The sequence below is a fragment of the Bacteroidota bacterium genome, from assembly GCA_026391695.1.
GTDB lineage: Bacteria > Bacteroidota > Bacteroidia > Bacteroidales > JAGONC01 > JAPLDP01.
The window spans coordinates 47,644-62,125 of sequence record JAPLDP010000078.1; the positions used below are offsets into that span (position 1 = coordinate 47,644).

Sequence of the window (14,482 nt, forward strand, 5' to 3'; positions counted from 1 at the left end):
AAATGCGATTATAAAGACATGGCCTGTGAAACAAGCTCAGCAATATCCAGATTTTTTATTGTCTCTTCCTTATTTTTATATTTGATCCCGTCGGTCATCATGGTCATACAGAATGGGCAGGCTGTGGCGATGATGTCGGCTCCTGTGGCGATGGCATCTTCAATTCTTTCAATAAACACCTCTTTATCACCTTTTTCAGCTTCCTTGAACATTTGTCCGCCGCCGGCGCCGCAACATAAAGCAAAGCTTTTACAGCGTTGCATTTCTGTTTTTCGGGCAGGGAGGGCACGCAATACCTCACGTGGTGCTGTATATTCACCATTAGCTCGACCCAGATAACAGGGGTCGTGATAGGTGATGATGCTCGATTTGAAGATGTCTGGGCTGATCTTCAGGTTCCCTTGTTTAATCTGGTCACGCAGAAACTGTGTATGATGGAAAACCTCATAATGTCCGCCAAAGTCAGGGTATTCATTTTTCAGGGTGTTATAATCATGAGGGTCGCAGGTGATGATCTTTTTCACGCCATATCCATTCAGCACTTCGATATTTGTGAAAGCCTGCATCAGAAAAAGCATTTCATTGCCGCCACGCCGGGCTGTGTCGCCAGAGTCGGATTCCTCTTTCCCAAGAATGGCATAGTCGACATTTAAGTAATCCAGGATCCGGATAAATTCCCTGGTAACTTTTTTATACCTGTCGTCAAAGGCTCCTGTGCTTCCGACCCAGAAAAGATATTCAGGAGTTTTACCCTGGAGAGCAAGTTCTGATATGATCGGCACGGTGATCTTTTCACCTTTTGAGTTAGTCAGGTCATTCGTCCACAGGATGCGGTCCTCAGGAGAGAATTGCCATGGTGCGCCGTTATTCTCTATGTTGGTGAAAACGGCATTCAGCTCGCCAGGGCCGGCAGCTTCTTCCATTACGAGATAACGCCTCATATCGACAATCAGTGATGGATGATTGATATTGACGGGGCATTCCTGGGCACAGGCATTGCAGGTAGTGCAGGCCCACAATTCCTCAACCGAAATATAATCGCGGATCAGCGACTTGCTATCAGAATACCCTTTGCCGTTTTTGATAAGCTCTGGTCCTTTTTCCTTCATCCTCGCCCGAAGGTCCATAAAGATTTTCCTGGGAGAGAGTTTTTTCCCTGTGATATTTGCCGGACACACAGAAGTGCACCTGCCACATTCAGTACATGTCAATGCATCCAGATAATTCTTCCAGGTCACATCTTCAGCATCTTTTACACCGAAACGGGCAACGGCCGTTTGCACTCCTTCAGGCACAGCCGAAAATGCCGTATCGGGATTCATCATCAGCTTAACTTCCTTTGTCACATTCTTCATTTCATATAAGTATCCCAGCGGTTCAAGCCGGCTTAGAAATACATTCGGCACCGACATGAATACATGGAAATGCTTGGAATAGGGGAGTATGTTGGCGAAGAGGAAGATCATCAGGATATGTGTCCACCAGAAGACCTCATGCCATGTGACAACAGTCTTCTCCGGTATGTCATAAAAAAACTGCGATAAAAACTGGCTTACAGGATATGCTCCCTGTACCCCGGCTCCCTGTATCCTGGTATCGATCATGTAAAAGATATTTAATCCCAGCAGAGAGACCATCAATAATAGAATAAGGATCAATGCAATGTTGGCGTCAATATGCGATTTATGCTTCATCTCGGTGCCTGTGAACCGTTTGATGTGCAAGAACAGCCTGCGCACCATAAAGGCGATGATGGATATCAGCACCAGTAAGGCAAAAATATCGCCTGAGGCGATAAGCACATCATAAACAGGTCCCAGAAATGAAAGGATGCGTGTTGTCCCCGCCAGCCCGTCGATGATCATCTCGATGCTACCGAACAAAATGACACAAAAACCCCAGAAGACAAGGGCATGCAATGACCCGATAACCGGGCGGCGAAAAATTTTACTCTGACCCAGGGCGACCTTCAGCATAACGTTTATCCTGTCAGTGATGCGTCCGGCAGGAAAGGGTTGTGTCAATCTGAAAAAGGCGATGATGCGACGGATGGTATAGGCAAAAACCGCAAGTGTGATGAAGACGGTTATAGCGAAAATGATTTGTTTTATCATATCTGGAATTTAATGCATTAAGGATACAATTATACCAAATAAATCTCAAATATCAACAGAATCCTTATCTTTGCAACAAAGAATACCCCATTACATGGTAAATTCAGAGCCCTATAAACCACACAATCACATCCGGATTGTAACAGCGACATCCTTATTTGACGGCCACGATGCAGCCATCAATATCATGCGGCGCCTACTTCAGGCGACAGGCGCCGAAGTCATCCATCTCGGACATGACCGATCCGTAGCCGAAATTGTTGAATGTGCCATCCAGGAAGATGTCCAGTCCATCGCTGTTACATGTTATCAGGGCGGGCACATGGAATTCTTCAAATACATGTATGACCTGTTAAAGGAAAAAAGTGCCGGACATATCAAAATAGTTGGTGGCGGCGGCGGAACAATACTGCCTGATGAAGCAAAGGAACTGCATGAATATGGTATTGCCGGCATATATTCCCCCGATGATGGCCGCAAGATGGGTTTGCAGGGCATGATCAATGATGTGATGGAGAAATCCGACTTTCCCACAGGTAAAAACATAAAAGTGAAAGTCGGGGATATTACATACAAAGACTATAGAACTATTGCGACAGTTATTTCGGCTGTGGAGAATTTCCCTGAGACGGTGAAAAAGTTCCTGGCCGATCTGCAAAGGATGAGCAAAGACCGGAAGGTGCCGGTACTGGGTATCACCGGTACAGGAGGCTCGGGCAAATCATCATTGATCGATGAAATTGTCCGCCGTTTCCTGATTGATTTCCCTGATAAATACCTGGCCATCATTTCAGTAGATCCTTCCAAACGCAAGACTGGAGGGGCGTTACTTGGCGACCGCATACGCATGAACGCCATCAGCAATCCCCGTGTATACATGCGCTCTCTGGCCACACGCCAGTCGAACCTGGCCATGTCGAAATATGTGAAGGATGCCGTCAGCATCGCACAGGCTGCCGGCTTCGACCTCATAATTCTGGAAACATCCGGCATAGGTCAGTCCGACACCGAAATAATTGATCACAGCGATGTATCCATGTATGTGATGACACCTGAATATGGCGCGGCCATTCAGCTCGAGAAAATCGACATGCTGGACTTTGCCGATATCATTGCACTTAACAAGTTTGATAAACGTGGCTCACTTGATGCTTTGCGCGATGTAAAGAAACAATATGCCCGTAACCATAAATTATGGGATGAAGATCCCGACAACATCCCGGTATATGGTACTATCGCCTCACAGTTCAATGACACGGGTGTCAATAATTTCTACCATGCCCTTATCCACATCATCGAGGAAAAGACAGGCATGAAATTCGGTACATCATTCAGGAAAATGGTTGAACTGTCGGAGAAAATACACATCATTCCGCCCCACCGGACAAGATATCTTTCGGAAATCGCCGACACAGTCAGAAATTATAACAAGTGGACCGAGAGCCAGGCTGAGGTCGCACAACGCCTGTATGGCCTGCAGAAATCGATCCAGACAATAAAGGAAGATTTGGGTGACGAACTGCTCATCGACAGGCTGGAACATGTCTACAAAAAACTGGAGATGAAACTCGATGCTCATAGCCGGCAAATACTGAAGAGCTGGGCAAAGAAAAAAGAGTCGTACGCGAAAGGTGAGTACGTTTATAAGGTCCGTGACAAAGAGATGAAAGTCAAAACCTTCTCTGAGTCTCTGTCGCACCTGAAGATACCTAAAGTAACTCTTCCTCATTACGAAGCCTGGGGTGACGTGTTAAAATGGAATCTCCGTGAAAATGTACCTGGTGAATTTCCTTATGCTGCCGGTGTTTTTCCCTTCAAGCGTGAGGAAGAGGACCCGACACGGATGTTTGCCGGTGAAGGCGGACCGGAAAGGACAAATATACGCTTCCATTACCTCTCGTACGGTATGCCGGCAGTCAGACTATCGACAGCATTCGATTCTGTCACCTTGTACGGCCATGACCCCCACCAGCGACCCGATATCTTCGGCAAGGTCGGTAATTCGGGAGTGTCCATCTCCTGCCTCGACGATGCTAAAAAGCTTTACTCCGGTTTTAACCTGTGCGACCCAAAGACGTCTGTATCGATGACCATCAACGGGCCTGCCCCAACCATGGTGGGCTACTTCATGAATTCCTCTATCGACCAGCAATGCGAACTCTATATCAGGGAAAATGGACTTACTGACGAGGTTGAGAAAAAGATAGCATTACTTTACAAGAACAAAGGAACAAAGAGACCGCAATATCAGGGCACACTGCCCCGGGGACATAACGGGATGGGTCTTTTATTGCTCGGCATCACCGGCGATCAGGTTCTTCCAAAAGAGGTGTATGAACGGATTAAGACCGACACACTGTGCACCGTGCGTGGCACTGTCCAGGCCGATATTCTCAAGGAAGACCAGGCACAGAATACGTGTATATACTCCACCGACTTTTCGCTGAAGCTTATGGGCGATATTCAGGAATATTTCATCAGAAATAATGTCCGTAACTTTTATTCAGTCTCCATTTCCGGGTATCACATTGCTGAGGCCGGCGCCAATCCCATCACACAACTGGCGCTGACGCTCTCCAACGGCTTTACCTACGTCGAGTATTATGCATCGCGTGGTATGGATATCAACAAGTTTGCGCCAAACCTGTCATTCTTCTTCTCCAATGGTATTGACCCGGAATATTCCGTATTAGGCCGTGTGGCACGGCTTATATGGTCAAAGGCCATGAAGATTAAGTACAACGCCAATGCACGATCGCAGATGCTGAAGTACCATATACAAACTTCGGGACGGTCATTGCATGCACAGGAGATCGATTTCAATGACATCCGTACTACTCTCCAGGCATTATATGCCGTGTATGATAACTGTAACTCTCTTCACACCAATGCCTATGACGAAGCCATCACAACACCCACCGAGGAATCGGTGCGCCGTGCCATGGCTATTCAGCTCATCATCAATCATGAATTAGGTCTCGCCAAGAACCAAAATCCATTGCAGGGATCATTCATCATCGAAGAGTTGACGGATCTTGTGGAACAAGCTGTCCTGCTTGAATTTGACCGTATTACCGAAAGAGGCGGCGTACTTGGTGCTATGGAAACAATGTACCAGCGTAATAAAATTCAGGAAGAGTCGCTCTATTACGAGCACATGAAACACACCGGTAAACTGCCCATCATGGGAGTGAACACCTTCCTGTCGTCGAAAGGTTCGCCCACGACCATACCTGGCGAAGTGATCAGGGCTACGGTGAGAGAGAAAAAATATCAGCTGTCGATGCTCAAAGATCTTCATAAAACATACGAAAGCGAAGCAAAACAAGCCATCGCCGATCTGAAAAATGCATCACTGCACAATCAGAATATCTTTGACAGACTCATGGAAACATCAAAGTATTGTTCCATAGGACAGATAACGGATGCACTTTTTGAGGTGGGAGGCCAGTACCGGAGGAATATGTGATTCATAATAATAAATCTTCAAATTTTTCATTTTCATGATCTCTAAAAAGATACTCATCATCTACCCTGAAACCCACGAAACCAAGGTGGCTGTTTACCTGAACTCAGAGCTGGTCTTTCTTAAAACCATCAAGCACAACCATGAGGACCTGGATCGCTTTAAGGAAATCGCAGATCAGAAGGAATGGCGACGCGACATAATCTGGAAAGAACTTCGGGAGAACGATATTGACCTGGATCTTGTGGAGGTGATCATGGCTATGAGCGGCCTTGTGAAACCTTTGAAGTCGGGAGTCTATGAGGTGAATGAGCGTATGATTGAAGACCTTACAAACGGCGTCATGGGTAAGCATGCCGTGAATCTTGGCGGGCTGATAGCTTATGACATTGCCGGAACTCTGGGAAAAAAAGCCTATATCGTCGATCCGGTGGTCGTCGATGAATTTGATGAGGTCGCCAGAGTGTCAGGACACCCGTTGTTTAAAAGAAAATCCATCTTTCATGCCCTGAACCATAAGTTTGTCGCCAGAAAATACGCCCGGTCAGTGCATAAAAATTATGAGGATCTGAATCTTATCGTAGCTCATATCGGATCGGAAGGAATTTCCGTTGGCGCCCACCGAAAAGGCAGAGTGATCGATGTGAATAATACATTTGATGGTGATGGTCCCTTTGCCATCACACGTACCGGCAGTCTTCCTGTCGGCGACTTGGTGAGGCTTTGTTATGGCGGGAAATATACTGAAGAACAGATTATCAGGATGATCACCGAAGATGGCGGCTATGCTGCTTACCTCGGTACAAGCAGCATCAACGAAATCGACAAGCGTATGCTGTCGGGCGATGAAACGGCGATATTTTACTCTTTTGCACTGGCCTACCAGGTGTCGAAAGAAATCGGCGCCATGGCCACCGTTCTCAAAGGCGATGTCAACGCCATCCTTCTCTCCGGTTATATTTTCAACAGCCAACGCTTCATACAGAATGTCACACAACGTGTCAGTAAAATTGCAGATGTCCTGTTATATCCCAGCGTCAATAACTTCGAAGCATTGATGATGACAGGATTGAGTATCCTGAATGGCGAGGCGGAAATATTAGAATACGCTTGAAACGGATGCCATCTTTACGAAAGATGGCATCCGTTATAGTTATAATATAAACTTAAACGAGACATTTTACTGAGCTTCCAGTATCTTTAAATGTTAAAGTAGTTTAAGTCGACAATGCATATCTTCTTTTATTTTATTTATAAATATCCTTTGAGAGCATCAATGCAATTCAATTTATTCACAATATTTATAAACCAGGTATTAAAATGGAAATTCAAATCGACAAACGGGTAAACCGGATCATTTTACATTGCTCTGGTCGTTTAGATGCTGCCAGTGCTCCGGATTTCGAGAAAAAAATTATGACCATTATCAAGGATCAACAGGTGACTACATTCCTTAATTTCTCCGGTGTGGACTATATGTCCAGTGCCGGAGTACGATCACTCATCTTTCTCTTTAAGGAAGCAAAAGACATTAAAAAGAACGATGATACGAAAATGGTACCACTGATCCGGCTTATAAATCCTTCACCGGCTGTACAGAATATCCTTGATATGATTGGCTTGAAGGAATCGTTGCTGTTGGGAGATATTGGTACAGTGAAATCTGCCTCAATTGTGACAGAGGGGGTTTCGTACGAGGATTTGCTTAAGAAGGTACGTACATTTTTCCCTGCCCCAATATCCGATCCGATTCACGATGCATACTTTGTGCAATCTGTTGCCAAAGGATTAAATGCTATTGATAATCTGAAAGGCAGGCAGCCTTTTCTTGGGACACGAACCAAACTGGAATATGATTCGGTAAGGTCAAGAAAGCTGTCTGAAAAAATGTCCTCACTTGAAGAAACAATCACCGATATCGCAGATTACATGCAGGGCAATTTCATCTGGGGTCATCCTCACACACAGGAAAATGTCATTCCCCCACCTACTATAGCTTCTATCATAGGTCAGCTATTTTGCTCAATCTACAATCCGAATGTCATATGGGATGAATATAGTTACAAGCTGAGCCAGGCTGAAGTTGAGGTGGCCAGCATATGTGAAGCCCTGGTTGGTTATGATCAGAAGACATCTGTAGGTGTTTTTACCTTCGGGGGTACAGGAACCATTTTATACGGTGTGAAATTGGGCATTGAAAAAGCTTCTCCTGGTGTTTTCAGGATAGGCATGCATGAAAAATTGCATATCGTAGCTTCTGAAGCAGCTCATTATGCTAAGCTCAGCGTACTCGGATGGCTTGGACTCGGCTTGGAGAACCTTGTCACAGTTCCGACCGATAGTGACAACTCTATGGATCTCGTTTCATTGGAAATGACTTTGCGTAAAATGCTGGAGAAGGGAGAGAAAATTGCATGCATTATCGCCACAATGGGGACCACAGATGCTTTCGGGATAGATAACCTTGAATACGTCGTCCACTTGCGCGATAAACTGGTGGACGAATATAAACTTCCATACCGGCCTCATGTTCATGCAGATGCAGTGATCGGCTGGGCATGGGCAGTATTTAATGATTATGACTTCGAAGACAATCCCATGGGATTTCCAATGAGAACACTCCGGTCCTTATGGGATACCCATATCAATTTACGTGCTCTTCACCTTGCCGATTCCATCGGACTGGATTTTCATAAATCCGGATACGGACCCTATGTGTCAAGCATGTTCATGTGCAAGAACAGTAAGGATCTTGACCTGATCACAAGGGATAACTCGATTATGCCATATCTGTTTCAATTTGGCAACTATCACCCCGGTGTATTCACTTTAGAGGCATCCCGTTCAGCAGGTTCTGTACTGTCTGCCTTGGCAAACCTTAAACTACTAGGTAAGGAAGGATACCGGACTATTATCGGTCACATCGTGACCATGGCTGAAACATTGCGCGCCAGCATTGAAAAAACATCCTATGCTTGCTTGGTGAATAATTACAACTATGGACCGGTCACCCTTTTCCGGCTTTATCCTGATGGTGTCGATGCAGTGACTGCCTTTCTCGAAGAGACCACGGATCCCGGCAAAGTGGAGCAGTTGAAAAAAAATGATGATTACAACCGTAGGATTTTTAAAGTTCTTTACCGGCAGATGGAGGAGGGAAATGGCGTTGCCCTGTCATACACTGATCGGTCGCGTCTAACTTCATACGGGGAACCAGTATTGGCTTTGAAATCATTCGTCATGTCCCCATTTATTGATGAGTCGGCCATGGATTTTTTAATGACCTGTCTTGAGAATGCCAGGAAGGAATGCAAATTTTAACTCTATATTATCTATCTTCCTGTTAATGTCTTCGGAATCCTTCCGTTTTTGATAGCTTCCGACCGCAGCCTCCTTCCGATGATGCGTTCCATCATGCGTCCGATTTCCAGGACTTTATCCACATCAACCTGTGTATCGATACCCATTTCATCCATCATCACCACCGTATCCTCTGTTGATATCAGGCCGACAATATTGGGATCATCATAATAATATGCACCAGTGCCTGCCACAGGGTAGCCGTCGATAAAGTTGGCTGGTTGCCCTCCAATGCCGCCCATGGTACTTTCAAAGTTGGTCATGCCGGCCTGCAACGCTGCCAGCACATTAGCCTGGCCCCAGCCCCGTGTCACATGGAAGTGGACGATGTGTTTTTCAGGCGTGGGAATGGCGTCGAGCAGCATGGAGTAATATTTATATACCCTGTCGGGCGATGCAGAACCGTCATGATCGGCATGTTCCACATCATCGGCACCGATGTCAAACCAGCGTTTTGTAAATTTAATGGCTTTTGACATCTCCGTCGGTCCTTCAATAGGGCAACCCCAGATGGTGCTGACCGTGCCATTCACTTTTATGCCGGCATCTTTTGCTTTTTTGATCCACTCTTCCGACATCTTCCAGTAATCGGCCAGTTTAAGCCCGGAATTCCGTATATGGTGCGATTCGCTGGTCGACACCATGAGCAAAATGCGGTCGGGGCCAATTCCTTCCTGTTTGAGCTGTATGGCACGCTCAATGGCTTTTTCACGGATCGTTATGGCAGTGAGAACCACTCCCGGCAGCTTATCCTGGACTTTCTTGTTGGTACGGATGCCCTTCAGCAACGTGTCTGCATCGCGGAATTGCGGCATGCCCTTCGGATTGCCAAGGTTGGTCACCTCAATGTATTTAAAACCGGCAAGGATGAGTTGTTCCAACACCCACAACTTGGCTTCGGTGGGTATGAATTTCTCTTCGTGCTGAAAACCGTCGCGTACGGTGATATCGCCTATGGTCACTTTTTTTGGATAGTTCATCATATTGTTTTGTTTTCATGGTGAATGTTTGATATTTTTAAAACCTCACCCCCGGGGGTGAGGTCATCCCGTAATTTTTAAACTTTTGAAGTAATCCAGCACTGCCGGATTTGCTAATGCATCCCTGTTCGGCACATCCTCGCCGTGCAATAATTTCTTGACAGCAATCTCCACCTTCTTGCCATTGATAGTATAGGGTACACCGGGTGTTTCCATGATGACCGCCGGCACATGGCGGGGGCTGCAGCAGCTGCGTATCAGGCTCTTGATCTTTTTTATCAGGTCATCGGTCAGCTCATGATTTTGTCTGAGCTTTACAAACAGGATGACGCGCTCATCACCTTGGTACTGTTGCCCGACAACAACGGAGTCCTCAATTTCTTCGATGTTTTCGACCACAGCATATATTTCGGATGTCCCTATCCGCACTCCGCCGGGATTGAGCGTGGCATCTGATCGTCCATACATCACCACACCTCCGTGGTCGCTCATGCTCATATAGTCTCCATGCCACCATATATTCTTATAAACTGTGAAATAGGCATTTTTATATTTTTCGCCTTCGGGATCATTCCAGAAATAAACAGGCATGGAAGGGAATGCTGTTTTGCATACCAGCTCACCTTTCTGATTGCGCACCGACTTACCGTTCAGGTCAAAACAATCCACGTCCATACCCAGACCACTGCACTGTATTTCACTGCGATATACGGGTAACATTGGATTGCCGAGCACAAAGCATGAAATGATATCCGTACCGCCTGAGATGGATGACAGCTGGACATCTTTCTTCCAGTCCCTGTAAATATATTCAAAGCTTTCTTCAGATAGCGGCGAGCCAGTAGAGGTAATAGTCCTGAGGTGAGGGAATGCAGATATTTCGTTGGGTTTTACGCCTACCGCCTCCAGTGATGCCAGGTATTTGGCGCTGGTGCCGAAAAGGGTGATCTTCAGCTCATCAGTCATTTTGACAAGAGTGTCGGACGAAGGATGGAACGGATTACCATCATAACAGACAATAGTGGCGCCAATGGCCAGGCTGCTCACAAACCAGTTCCACATCATCCATCCACAGGTGGTGAAATAAAAAATTATGTCATCTTTTCGGAGGTCACAGTGAAGCATGAGTTCTTTCAGATGCTGGACCAGTGTTCCTCCGGCTGAGTGGACAATGCTTTTAGGCAGACCTGTAGTACCCGATGAATACATGATATATAATGGGTGATCAAATGGCAACTGGACAAAATCCATCACACCGGCAACGGGTCTGGCAATCTCTTTCCACGTCATGGCATAGGAAGGCAACTTCTTCAGATCAAGGTTTCCGGTGAAATTGACCATGACCACATACTTTACAGTTGGCAGCTTATCGAGGATGCCTTTCAGCTTTTCCTGTGAGTCAAACCACTTGCCCGAATATGAATAACCATCAGCGGCAAAAATGACTTTGGGCTCAATCTGTGTGAAACGATCGAGAACTCCCTTGATGCCGAAATCGGGTGATGACGATGACCAGATGGCGCCAATGGATGCAGTAGCCAGCATGGCAATGACTGTTTCAGGAATATTAGGCATAAAAGCAGCTACACGATCACCTTTTTTTATGCCCAGACGCTTTAATCCTTCAACAACACGATGTGATTCATCATAAAGTTCCTTAAATGTGATACGCCGTTCAATGCCATTTTCTCCCCTGAAGATTATGGCTACGCGGTCGTCACGGAACTGCAGCAGGTTTTCAGCATAATTCAGCCGTGCTCCCTGGAACCACTTGGCACCAGGCATGCGCTTAGGATCATCCACCACACGGTCAAAAACCTTATCATATTTTATCCCACTGTAATACCAGAATTCACCCCAGAACTGCGCCGGATTCTCAATGCTCCACCTGTATAAAGCAGGATAATCGGCGAAATGGTAATTGAACTGACTGTTGACATAGGTGATGAACTGATTCATCTGGGAATTCTGAATCCGTTTCTTGTCGGGGATCCATAAGATTTTTTCTTCCATAGATGGTATGAGTTAAGTTATAACCTCACCCCTGGTGTCACTACTTCGGTATTCGCTCGACTGAATGAGAGTGGATTGAGGGTGATGTCCCAAGTGCATAAAAAGCAGCCGCTTTTTCGACAGCCCGAACAAATTCTTTTCTATCAATATCTAAAGAGATATTATTTTTTTCACAATAGTCAATCAATAATGCTGTATCCAGATTCCCGAGCATCTCATAACCTGTCATCGGGCAACCGCCGAAGCCGCTGATGACCGAATCGAAGTTACGGCATCCGCTGATAAAAGCTGCATCGACTTTTTCAAACCAGTTTGTGTGAGTAGTATGCAGATGCAGGCCAAAATCGGTCTCAGGAAATTCATTTTTGAGAACCGTAAAAATCTTTGCAATGTTCTCCGTTGTCGCTACTCCGGTGATGTCGGATAGGGAAATATGTTCAACACCTGTGCTGATCAATTTATTCGTCCATTTCCACACTATATCGGGACTCCACTTATCGCCGTATGGATTGCCGAAAGCCATCGTCAGATAGACCACCAGTGTTTTTCCGGATACGACCGACATATCAAGGAATTCATCGATCAGCAGCCTGGCCTTGTCAAAGCCGGAGTTTATATTTAGCTTCAGGAAGGTTTCCGAGACAGAAAAGGGAAATGACAGATAGGTGATCTGTTCAAACTCACTGGCTTTCTCCGCACCTTTCACATTGCCGATGAGCACCATCAGCTTCGTATTTGTGTGAGATAAATCCAGCTTTTGAAGCACCTTTTCCATGTCCCTGAGCTGAGGAATGGCAGAAGGAGAGACAAAGCTGCCGGCATCTATCACATCAAAGCCTACATGCAATAGTGCATTCAAATAGTCAATCTTAGCCTGAGTCGAAATAAAATTTTTCAGACCCTGAATCGCATCACGTGGGCTTTCTGTGATCCTGATCTTTTCCATAGATATCAGCAACCGATATAGCGTGAAATGACCAGCCGCTGGATCTCAGATGTGCCTTCGCCTATTTGCAGCAACCGCTGGTCGCGGTAAAAGCGTTCGATGTCATAGTCTTTCATCAGCCCATAACCACCATGAAGCTGGACAGCTTCAAAGGCAACCTCATTGGCGACTTCCGAGCAATACAGTTTCGACATAGCTGCCTCTTTGGCAAAGGGTTTGCCATTGTCTTTGAGCCAGCAGGCTTTGTAAAGCAGGTTCCTGGCCAGTTCGATTTTGGTGGCCATGTCAGCAAGCTTAAACGCATTGACCTGAAAATTGATGATGGGCTGGCCGAACTGTTTTCTATCTTTGGCATACTGCATGGCCATTTCGAAGGCGCCCTGTGCCAGCCCCAATCCCATGGCGGCAATGGATAGACGGCCACTGTCGAGTGTGCTGAGCATGATCTTTGACCCCTGCCCTCTCTGCCCAAGAATATTTTCCTCCTGTACACGGCACTCATCGAAGTAAAGCTCAGCCGTATTTGAAGCTCTCCATAACATCTTCCCATGCATGGTGACTGCCTTGAATCCCGGTGTGCCCTGCTCAACGATTATACATGTGAATTCTTTCTTACCATCTTTGTCACCTGTGACAGCCTGAACGGTACTTCCAATGGTAATATCTGCGGATGCATTGGTGATAAATATCTTTGAACCGTTGATGATCCATTCGCCATTTTCCAATCTGGCGATGGTTTTAGTGCCCCTGGAGTCAGAGCCTGCATTGGGTTCGGTAAGGCCAAAGCCCCAGAGCGCCTCACCTGTGCACAGCCTGGGCAGGTATTTCATTTTTTGTTCCTCACTCCCGTAATTGTAAAGAGGTCCTATACCAAGGGAGTTATGGGCTGCCAGCGTCGCAGCCTGCGAACTGTCGACCCTTGCGAGCTCTTCCACGGCAATGACGTAAGATAGATAATCCATCCCCTGGCCGCCATATTTCTCGGGCAGATACATGCCAAAGAGACCCAGCTCACCGATCTTTTTGGTCAATTCGGGTGAAAACTCAGCTTTCTCATCAAGGTCCTTAGCGACAGGCTGTACCTCGCGCTCAGCAAAATCACGCACCGTGTCACGGATCATCTTTTGTACGTCGGATAATTCGAAATCCATAGTTGTAAAGGAATTTGGGTTATTTTCTTGAATACCTATTCAATTTCAATCAGTTTAGTTCCGGCATCAACCATATCATTCAGCTTCACAAGTATCTTTTTAATCGTTCCATCCCTTTTCGAAGAGATGTTATTCTCCATCTTCATGGCATCGATGACCAGCACCACATCGCCCTTACTGATGGTGTCGCCTTCTTTCACATTCAACTTGAATATCCTGCCAGGGATAGGAGCCATGATCCTGTTATCACTGCTTGCGCCACCGCCTGCTGCAGCACGAAGAATAGATTCGTCCATGAGCAGGTCATTACGCATCATGATAAAATCCTTGCCATTCATGGTCACCTTCGACAGGTCACCTTCCGACCGGGATATCATTGCATAACAGGTCCTGTCATTAATGGAGAAGTCCAGTTCTCCATTATCGATATAAAGCAGCTTTACATTGAAAAC

9 protein-coding genes are annotated in these 14,482 nt (G+C 46.1%); 3 read left to right on the forward strand and 6 right to left on the reverse strand.

Annotated elements, in window-relative coordinates; all coding sequences use genetic code 11:
- Positions 1 to 8: 8 nt before the first annotated feature.
- Positions 9 to 2,114, reverse strand: coding sequence for a heterodisulfide reductase-related iron-sulfur binding cluster (locus NT175_11630; protein MCX6235346.1), 2,106 nt, complete (start codon positions 2,112 to 2,114; stop codon positions 9 to 11).
- Between the two features lie 94 nt (positions 2,115 to 2,208).
- Here NT175_11630 and NT175_11635 point away from each other — a divergent pair, with 94 nt between their 5' ends.
- The 3 genes from NT175_11635 (at position 2,209) to NT175_11645 (ending at position 8,901) form a co-directional block, all read left to right on the forward strand.
- Entirely contained in the window at positions 2,209 to 5,583 is a 3,375-nt protein-coding gene (locus tag NT175_11635; protein ID MCX6235347.1) for a methylmalonyl-CoA mutase family protein, read from the forward strand.
- A 34-nt stretch (positions 5,584 to 5,617) separates the two neighbouring features.
- Positions 5,618 to 6,694 (forward strand): butyrate kinase, encoded by a 1,077-nt coding sequence (gene buk, locus NT175_11640; GenBank protein MCX6235348.1) that lies wholly within the window; start codon positions 5,618 to 5,620, stop codon positions 6,692 to 6,694.
- A gap of 206 nt (positions 6,695 to 6,900) precedes the next feature.
- Positions 6,901 to 8,901: a pyridoxal-dependent decarboxylase gene (locus NT175_11645; protein ID MCX6235349.1), complete on the forward strand. Its 2,001-nt coding sequence runs from the start codon at positions 6,901 to 6,903 to the stop codon at positions 8,899 to 8,901.
- Between the two features lie 11 nt (positions 8,902 to 8,912).
- Here NT175_11645 and NT175_11650 read toward each other — a convergent pair whose 3' ends face one another.
- From NT175_11650 to NT175_11670, 5 genes are all read right to left on the reverse strand, one after another.
- Positions 8,913 to 9,920: a pyruvate carboxyltransferase gene (locus NT175_11650; protein MCX6235350.1), complete on the reverse strand. Its 1,008-nt coding sequence runs from the start codon at positions 9,918 to 9,920 to the stop codon at positions 8,913 to 8,915.
- 63 nt (positions 9,921 to 9,983) lie between these two features.
- Entirely contained in the window at positions 9,984 to 11,933 is a 1,950-nt protein-coding gene (locus tag NT175_11655) for an acetoacetate--CoA ligase (GenBank protein ID MCX6235351.1), read from the reverse strand.
- Between the two features lie 40 nt (positions 11,934 to 11,973).
- Positions 11,974 to 12,879 (reverse strand): hydroxymethylglutaryl-CoA lyase, encoded by a 906-nt coding sequence (locus NT175_11660; protein MCX6235352.1) that lies wholly within the window; start codon positions 12,877 to 12,879, stop codon positions 11,974 to 11,976.
- A gap of 5 nt (positions 12,880 to 12,884) precedes the next feature.
- Entirely contained in the window at positions 12,885 to 14,030 is a 1,146-nt protein-coding gene (locus NT175_11665) for an acyl-CoA dehydrogenase family protein (GenBank protein ID MCX6235353.1), read from the reverse strand.
- Between the two features lie 35 nt (positions 14,031 to 14,065).
- Positions 14,066 to 14,266, reverse strand: a complete 201-nt coding sequence (locus tag NT175_11670; protein MCX6235354.1) for an acetyl-CoA carboxylase biotin carboxyl carrier protein subunit — start codon at positions 14,264 to 14,266, stop codon at positions 14,066 to 14,068.
- Between the last annotated feature and the right edge of the window lie 216 nt (positions 14,267 to 14,482).

Bases quoted from the DNA above. Each gene is read 5' to 3' on its own strand.
- NT175_11645 (MCX6235349.1), top strand. From the start codon at position 6,901: ATGGAAATTCAAATCGACAAACGGGTAAACCGGATCATTTTACATTGC.
- NT175_11665 (MCX6235353.1), bottom strand. From the start codon at position 14,030: ATGGATTTCGAATTATCCGACGTACAAAAGATGATCCGTGACACGGTG.
- NT175_11635 (MCX6235347.1), top strand. From the start codon at position 2,209: ATGGTAAATTCAGAGCCCTATAAACCACACAATCACATCCGGATTGTA.
- NT175_11630 (MCX6235346.1), bottom strand. From the start codon at position 2,114: ATGATAAAACAAATCATTTTCGCTATAACCGTCTTCATCACACTTGCG.
- NT175_11660 (MCX6235352.1), bottom strand. From the start codon at position 12,879: ATGGAAAAGATCAGGATCACAGAAAGCCCACGTGATGCGATTCAGGGT.
- buk (MCX6235348.1), top strand. From the start codon at position 5,618: ATGATCTCTAAAAAGATACTCATCATCTACCCTGAAACCCACGAAACC.
- NT175_11655 (MCX6235351.1), bottom strand. From the start codon at position 11,933: ATGGAAGAAAAAATCTTATGGATCCCCGACAAGAAACGGATTCAGAAT.
- NT175_11650 (MCX6235350.1), bottom strand. From the start codon at position 9,920: ATGAACTATCCAAAAAAAGTGACCATAGGCGATATCACCGTACGCGAC.
- NT175_11670 (MCX6235354.1), bottom strand. From the start codon at position 14,266: ATGGCTCCTATCCCTGGCAGGATATTCAAGTTGAATGTGAAAGAAGGC.